This window comes from Streptomyces sp. NPDC048196 (assembly GCF_040652715.1).
Classification (GTDB): Bacteria; Actinomycetota; Actinomycetes; order Streptomycetales; family Streptomycetaceae; genus Streptomyces; species Streptomyces siderophoricus.
Genome location: NZ_JBEZMM010000074.1, coordinates 20,645 through 28,054 on the forward strand (window position 1 = coordinate 20,645; position 7,410 = coordinate 28,054).

At 74.5% G+C, this 7,410-nt stretch carries 6 protein-coding genes; 1 reads left to right on the plus strand and 5 read right to left on the minus strand.

Going from position 1 to position 7,410, the window contains the following annotated elements; translation table 11 throughout:
* Positions 1 to 2 precede the first annotated feature (2 nt).
* Positions 3 to 2,405: a glycosyl hydrolase family 65 protein gene (locus AB0E02_RS36415; RefSeq protein ID WP_362148104.1), complete on the minus strand. Its 2,403-nt coding sequence runs from the start codon at positions 2,403 to 2,405 to the stop codon at positions 3 to 5.
* Positions 2,405 to 3,166 (minus strand): HAD-IA family hydrolase, encoded by a 762-nt coding sequence (locus AB0E02_RS36420; protein ID WP_201802714.1) that lies wholly within the window; start codon positions 3,164 to 3,166, stop codon positions 2,405 to 2,407. The genes AB0E02_RS36415 and AB0E02_RS36420 overlap by 1 nt, the downstream gene beginning before the upstream one ends.
* Before the next feature lie 179 nt (positions 3,167 to 3,345).
* Here AB0E02_RS36420 and AB0E02_RS36425 point away from each other — a divergent pair, with 179 nt between their 5' ends.
* Positions 3,346 to 4,227: a universal stress protein gene (locus AB0E02_RS36425; RefSeq protein WP_362148109.1), complete on the plus strand. Its 882-nt coding sequence runs from the start codon at positions 3,346 to 3,348 to the stop codon at positions 4,225 to 4,227.
* Between the two features lie 107 nt (positions 4,228 to 4,334).
* Here AB0E02_RS36425 and AB0E02_RS36430 read toward each other — a convergent pair whose 3' ends face one another.
* Genes AB0E02_RS36430 through AB0E02_RS36440 form a run of 3 tightly spaced genes read right to left on the minus strand, consistent with a single transcriptional unit; the run spans position 4,335 to position 6,937 of the window.
* A complete protein-coding gene (locus AB0E02_RS36430; RefSeq protein ID WP_362148112.1) occupies positions 4,335 to 5,681 on the minus strand; it encodes a nicotinate phosphoribosyltransferase in 1,347 nt (448 codons plus the stop codon).
* A 42-nt stretch (positions 5,682 to 5,723) separates the two neighbouring features.
* Positions 5,724 to 6,023 carry a DUF1876 domain-containing protein gene (locus tag AB0E02_RS36435; protein WP_362148114.1) on the minus strand — a complete coding sequence of 100 codons (300 nt, stop codon included), beginning with the start codon at positions 6,021 to 6,023 and terminating at the stop codon, positions 5,724 to 5,726.
* Positions 6,024 to 6,055: 32 nt separating this feature from the next.
* Complete coding sequence (locus tag AB0E02_RS36440) at positions 6,056 to 6,937, minus strand: universal stress protein (protein WP_362148117.1); 882 nt, start codon at positions 6,935 to 6,937, stop codon at positions 6,056 to 6,058.
* Between the last annotated feature and the right edge of the window lie 473 nt (positions 6,938 to 7,410).

Genomic DNA, 7,410 nt, shown 5'->3' on the forward strand with positions numbered 1-7,410 from the left:
CGTCAGGAGTCGGGCAGGTCGAGACGGCGGGCCGTGCCGGGAGCGATGAGGAAGGAACGGTCCCGCAGCCGGACCCGGACCGGCGGCAGGTCCGACTCCGGCACGGCGATGCCCACCTGCTCGGCACGGATCCGCAGATCGACGTCCCAGTGCCGGCGATAGCGGATCCGCACCGCGAACTTCGACAGCTGCGGCAGCGGGGCCGGATCCAGCCAGAGGGCCTCCTCCCGGGTCTCCAGCCCGGTCAGACCACGCTGCACCAGATCCAGACTGCCGGCCATCGCGCCCAGGTGGATGCCCTCCGCGGTCGTACCGCCCTGGACATCGGCCACGTCCCCGGTCAGCGCCTCCTCGCAGTACGCCCAGGCATCGGGCCGCTGGACCCGGGCCAGCACCCAGGCATGGACCAGCGCACTCAGCGTCGAGCCGTGACTGGTCCGGCTCAGGTAATAGTCCACGGTGGCGTGCCAGGTGTCCTCGTCCAGCGGATACCCCAACCGGCCGAACACCTCGACGAGTTCGGCAGGGGAGAACAGATAGCCGAGCATCAGCACATCCGCCTGCTTGGACGCCTGGTAGCGGTTGACGGTGTCGCCCTCCGCCTCCAGGATCCGGTCCAGCCGCCGGATGTCGCCGTAGCGCCGCCGGTAGCCCTCCCAGTCCAGTTCGGCGAGGTCCCCGTACCCGGCGAACTGGCTGATGACGCCGCGGTGGTGCGGCACGTGCAGCCGGTGCGCGATGTCCTCCCAGCGCTCCGGCTCGTCCGGGGTGAGCTGGATCCGTTCGAAGAGCTGCCGGCGGTGCGCCTCGGGCAGCGTCTCGCACAGTTCCAGGGCCCGCATCAGCACCCAGGCCGCGGTCACATTGGTGTAGGCGTTGTCGTCCACACCCGGCTGCGCCGCCCCCGGATACCCGTCGTGGTACTCGTCGGGACCGACCACCCCGCGGATCCGGTACCGGCCCAGCCGGGTGTCCCAGGCCGTGGCCGAGGCCCAGAAACGGGCGATCTGCAGCAGCATCTCCGCGCCCTTGGTCCCCAGGAAGTCGCTGTCCCCGCTGGCCTGCCCGTACTGCCAGATGTTGTACGCGATGGCCGAGCCGACGTGGTGCTGCAGCCGCGAGTAGTCGGGCAGCCAGCGGCCCGAGCGCGGGTTGAGGTGCAGCTGCTGGGTCTCCTCCCGGCCGTCCCCGGCGCTCTGCCACGGGTACATCGCACCGGTCCGGCCGGTCTCCCGCGCCGCGTGCAGGGCCGCCGGCAGCCGCCGGTAGCGGTACTCCAGCAACGCCCGGGAGACCTGCGGCAGATGCAGGTTCAAGAACGGCAGCACGAACAGCTCGTCCCAGAAGACGTGCCCCCGGTACGACTCGCCGTGCAGCCCGCGGGCCGGCACCCCCACGTCGAGTTCGGCGGTGTGCGGCGACAGGGTCTGCAGCACGTGGAACAGGTGCAGCCGCAGGATCTGGCCGGCCTCCCCGGGCACCTCCAGCTTCGCCTGCCGCCACAGGTCCGCCCAGGCACGGCGGTGCGACGCCAGCAACTGCCGGAAGTGCGGCGCGTGGATCACACAGTCGACCGCCGCGCGCCGGGGACTCTCGATCGCCGGGTCACGGGAGGTGTACAGCCCCACGGTCTTGTCGACGACCGCGGTACTGCCCGGGCCGATCGGCAGCACCACGGTCTGAAAGGCCCGCAGCACCGTCAGCCGGGTCTGGTGCGCCACGCCCCGGGCCGGCGTGGCCCGCAGCCGCGCGGCCAGCGCCACCAGGATGTCCGAGTCGGTGGTGCGCGAGGTCAGCCACATGGTGTCGGGCCGCTCCGAGCCCGACTCCCAGCCGCGCAGATGCTGATCGGCCAGCCCTTGGTAGCGCGCCACACCGGCATTGCGGACCCCACCGTCGATCGCCGCCTCCACCTCGACCGCACCGGCCCACCCGTCGGCCGTGAACGACAGGCGCTGCGCGGCCAGGTGCGGCTCGCCCATGTGCACCAGACGGCGCTCCTCCACCCCCAGCCGTCGCCCCGCCTCGTCGGTGTACGCCGAGGAGCGGGTCAGCGTGCCGCCGCGCAGGTCCAGCGTCTGCCGGTGCTCGCCGAGATGGGGATGGTCGGGCGCGAGCCACGGGCCGGGAGCGGCGTCGGCGGGGCAGATCCGGTACCGCAGCGGAAGCCAGTTGGGCATGTTGACCATGTCCTCGTTGTCCACCGACCGGCCCGCCACGGTGGAGGTGAGCCGGTTGTAGCAGCCGGCCACGTACGTCCCCGGATAGTGCACGGGGTCACCCAGCACCTCGCACGCCGCGCCACGGGTGACGAAGTAGCCGTTGCCCAGCGCGCACAGCGTCTCCCGCAGCCGCTCGCCCGCCGGGTCATAGCCCTCGTACGACCAGGTCCAGGGGCGCGCCATCAGTCCTCCCCGGCCACCAGCAGCTCGCCGGGGTCGGCCACGACCACGTCGGCGCCGTGCCGGCGCAGGGCCGCCGCGCTGATCCGCCCGCCGGTCCGGTCCACGCCCACCACCAGCCCGAACCCGCCCCGCCGGCCCGCCTCGACACCGGCCAGCGCGTCCTCCACCACGGCGGTGTCCCGGGGCGGCACGTCCAGCCGCCGGGCCGCCTCCACGAACAGCGCCGGGTCCGGTTTGCCGGGCAGGCCCAGCCGGCGCACCTCGTTGCCGTCCACCACGGTCTGGAACAGCGCCAGCACCCCGGCCGCGGACAGCAGCTCGGTCGCGTGCCGGGACGCCGAGACCGCGGCGCACGGGACCCGGGCCCGCCGCAGCGCGTCCAGCAGCCGCACGCAGCCGGGCCAGGCCTCGATGGTGTGGGTCCGCAGGCCGGCGGTGAAGAGCTGCTCCTTGCGGGCGGCCAGGGCCCGGACCGTGCCGGAGCCGGGCGCGTCGTCCGGGTCGCCCAGTGGCAGGTCCAGGCCCCGGGACGCCAGGAAGGCACTCGCCCCGTCCAGCCGCGACCGGCCGTCGACGTGCCGGAGGTAGTCCTCCACCAGGTCGAACGGGCGCTGGCCGCCGGTGGCCTCCAGGAACGGGTCGAAGGCGTCCTTCCAGGCCGCGGCGTGCAGCCGGGCGGAGTCGATGATCACTCCGTCGGTGTCGAGGACCACGGCCCGCAGCGAGCGCAGGGCCGTGGCGAGCAACGGCGCACCGGTCATCGTGACATCCGTTCGTCGCTGTCCGTCGCCGGTCTTGTCGGGTCCGGCATCGGTGTCCTTTCCATGGCACCACGCCCGGCAGCCGCGGGCGCGTCCGGACGTGGCGGGCGCCCGTACGCGGGGTGACGATGGGAGGGCGCAGCGGGAGCCGGACGACCGTGAGAAGGGCGGTGGCGGCCATGGAACGGCCCTTGGTCGTGGGTGTCGACGGTTCGGACCCCGCCCTGCGGGCCCTGGACTGGGCGGTGGACGAGGCCGCCCTCCACGGGCTGCCGCTGCGGATCGTGCACGCCTCCACCTGGGAGCACTACGAGCCCCCGGATTCCGGACCGGACGCCGGCGAACCGCCCGGTGAACAGGTGCTCGCCGAGGCCGTCGCCGGAGCCGCCGTGGAACGCGCCCGCTGCCGCAACGCGGACGTCGAGCTCGTGTCCGAGGTGCTGCCCGAGGAGGCGGTCGACGCCCTGCTGCGCGAGGCCCAGCACGCATACGCCCTGGTCCTGGGCTCCCGCGGGCGCGGCGAGGTCCTCGGCCGGCTGCTGGGCTCCGTCGGGGTGGCGGTCGCGGCCCGGGCCCGGTGCCCGGTGGTCGTGGTGCGCGGTGACCGGGCGGGGGTCGCGGGAAGTCACCGCAGCATCCTGCTCGGGGTCGGCGAGCCGGCGAAGAGCGAGGAGGCGGTGCGCTTCGCCTTCCGGGAGGCCGAGGCCCGCGGCTGTCTGCTCAAGGCCGTCCGCGCCTGGCGCTGCCCCGCCCACGAACGCAGCGACGACCCGCCGCTGCTCGCCACCCAGGCGCAGAGCTACCACGACAAACAGGCCGCGGAGCAACTCGACGCCGCACTGGCGGAGGTGGCCGCCGAGCACCCGGCCGTCACGGTGCGCCGCACCACCGTCGAGGGACCGGCGCACAAGGTGCTGGTGCACCGCGCCGCCGCGGCCGACCTCCTCGTCGTCGGCGCGGGCCACCGCCACGGGCACTTCGGGCTGCCGCTCGGCCGGGTCGCCCACAGCGCGCTGTGCCACGCCGACTGTCCCGTCGCGGTCGTCCCCGAACGTGCCTGACACCGCCCCTGCGCGCGACTCCGACCAGGCCTGCCACCCGGTCCGCGTCTCCCTGTTCCGTGTCCCGCCGGGCCACCGTCAGGCGTCCGCGTCCCGCCGGGCCGCCGTCAGGCGCCCGCCCCGAACGGCGCCAGGGTCTCCCGCTCGGTCCGCCGCCGGACCCGCTCGGTCAGCACGGCCAGCCGGTGCGACACCACCGCCCGCACCGGCTGCGGGGACCGGATCCGCCGAGCCGGCCCGGGCAGCCCGGCGAGGTCGGCCGCCAGCCGCCGCCGGGCGTCCGCCGGCCGGTCCCGCGGCACACAGCGCGCACCCTCCCGCATCAGCGTCGCCAGCAGCGGCACGCTGTCCGCCGGCGGCGCCTCGTCGGCCAGCCCGATCACGTCCAGGAAGCCGGGCCTGCGGAACACCTGCTTGCGGCCCGGCGCGCTCACCTTCGCCGCCGACAGCTTCATCACCGGCCGCCCGTCGTACGCCACGAGCTTGTACGCCGAGTCCAGATACGGCGCATCGGCGCTCACCCCCACCCGGGTGCCCACCGCGAAGACGTCGATCGGCGCCCCCGCGGTCACCAGGTCGTGCACCGCGAACTCGTCGAGTCCGCCACTGGCGACGATGCGCACCTGCGGCAGGCCCGCGTTGTCGAGCATCGCGCGGGCCTGCCGCGAGAGCCGGGCCAGGTCCCCGCTGTCCAGCCGGATCGCGGAGCCGTCCCCGATGCCCAGGGCCGTCAGCACCCGGGCCGCCGCAGCCACCCCGGACGCCGTGTCATAGGTGTCCACCAGGAAGGTCACCGGCCCGGGATGGCAGCGCGCGAACGCGGTGAAGGCCGCCTCCTCGTCCTCGAACGCCTCCACGTACGAGTGCGCCATCGTGCCGATCGCGGGCAGGTCCTCGGCGTGCGCCGCGGCCACATTGCTGGTCCCGGCGAAACCCGCCATCGCGCCCAGCCGGGCCACCGTGTGGGCCGCCTCGATGCCGTGGGTGCGCCGCAGCGAGAAGTCCACCACCGGCCGCCCGTGCGCGGCCAGCACACAGCGGGCGCACTTCGACGCCAGGGCGGTCTGATGGCTGAGCTGGTTGAGGACGTACGACTCCAGCAGCTGGGCCTGGGGGATCGGCGCGGTGATCTCCAGCAGCGGTTCGCCGGCCAGCACCACATGCCCCTCGGGCACCGCCCGCACCTCGCCCGTGAAGCGCATGCCCAGCAGCGGGGCCACGTCCTCCGCCGGCCGTTGCAGCGTCTCGGCGAACACCTCGACGTCCTCCTGCCCGACCCGGAACCCCTCCAGATGCGTCAGGACGGTCTCGACGCCCGCCGCGACCAGAAAGCCCCGCTCCGGCGGCAGTTCCCGGACGAAACAGCTGAAGGTCGCCGGCCGCACCATGCCCTCGCGGACGTACGACAGGGCCATGGTCACCTCGTAGAGGTCGGTGAGCGTGGCATCCGACATGGCCGGCTCCTTCCACGACCGGGCACGGTCCGCCACCGCGGCTCAGGCCAGTTGGTCGGTCCAGCCGTAGGCGGTGCGGGTCTCGTGCCGCGGCGGTGCGGCACCGACGTCCTCCAGGTCGTCGTCCGCCACCCGCAGCAGCTGCCCGGCCAGGTCCCGCAGCGCCCGCCCGGCCGCGATCTCCTCCCCGATCTCCGGCACGTCCCGGTCGTCCGGGCTGCGCCGCGCCGTGCCGTGCCCGGTGAAGGTCGTGGCGCGGGTACGGAGTTCCGCGCGGGCCGTGGTCGTGCCGCCCTCCTCGACGAGCTGCAGCCGGACCGGCCACTCGACGGTGATCGCCATGGTTCACCTCCGCTTCGGTGCCCCTGTCGTCATCATCCGCCCTTCCCCTCGTACGGCACCACCGCCACCGGGCACGCGGCGTGGTGGACGACCGCCTGCACGATGTGGCCGATCCGTGGCGCGGGCCGCAGACGGCGGTGGCGGCGCCCGACGACCAGCAGCCCGGCGTCCGCGGTGTCGTGCAGCAGCGCCGGCGCCGGGCTCTCCAGCTCCACCCGCGCGTCCACCGTCACGTCCGGGTACTTCTCCCGCCACGGAGACAGTGCCCGGGCCAGGTCCTTGCGGGCCACCGCGGCCGCCTCCTCGGCCGCGTACGGCTCCACCCCGCCGCCCCGGTTGTACGCGAACGACGGCAGGTGCCGGCCGTGCACGGCACGCAGGGTGACGCCGTGCCGCAGCGCGCAGTCGAAGGCGAACGCGAGCTGCGGCTCGTGCGGTTCGTGCAGGCCGACCCCGACCACCACGTCACCGCCGTGGCCGGCCACCGCGGCCTCCTGCCGGGTGCGGACCAGGACCGTGGGCGTGGTGGTGCGGGCGATGAGCTGGAGGCCGACTTCACCCAGTACGTACCGCGACACCGGGCCCAGGTCACGCGTGCCCAGGACCAGCAGGTCCGACCGCCCGGCGGCGTCCGCCAGGGCCTCCAGCGGATCCTTGGGCACCAGCTCCCGCTCCAGCGGAAGGTCCGGGTAGCGGGCCCGGACGGTACCGGTCACCTCGTCCATCATCCGGTGGGGCCAGTAGTTCTGGTCACTCTCCTCACCGGGCGGCCCGGCAGGCTCCGGGGCGAGCAGCACCCAGGCGTGCAGCAGCCGCAGCCGGGCCCTGCGCAACTGTGCCTCCCGGGCCGCCCACAGAACGGCGGCCGACGACTCCGGCGTACCGTCCACGCCTGCGGTGATGGTCTCCTGCATCGCCTCACTCCTCTCTGGCGGGGGCCCTACCTCTCCAGGGTGCGCCGATCCGCTGCGCTTGGCTGGCCGCCCACGTACCTGGCTGTCCCGCCGCGGGGCGCTCCGCTTGGCCTCGGCCCCACGTACCTGGCTTTCCCGCCGCGGGGCGCTCCGCTTGGCCTCGGCCCCACGTACCTGGCTTTCCCGCCGCGGGGCTTGCCGTTGCGCGCTTTGCGGCGCCCCCGCACGTACCTGGCCGTCTCGCCGCGGGGCGCCTCGCCGGTGTGCTTGGCGGCGCCCCGCAGGTACCCGTCTGCGGCACCGCGGGGCTCGCTCGCCGCTGCGCTTTGCGGCGCCCCGCACGTGACTGTCTGTCCCGTTGCGGGGCTTGTTCGCCGTGGCGCCTGCGGCGGGCTGGGTGGGTGTTGGGTGCGGTGACGGGCCTCCGGGGCCGGTTGTGTGGACTGCTGACGCTTTACGTCCACACAACCGGC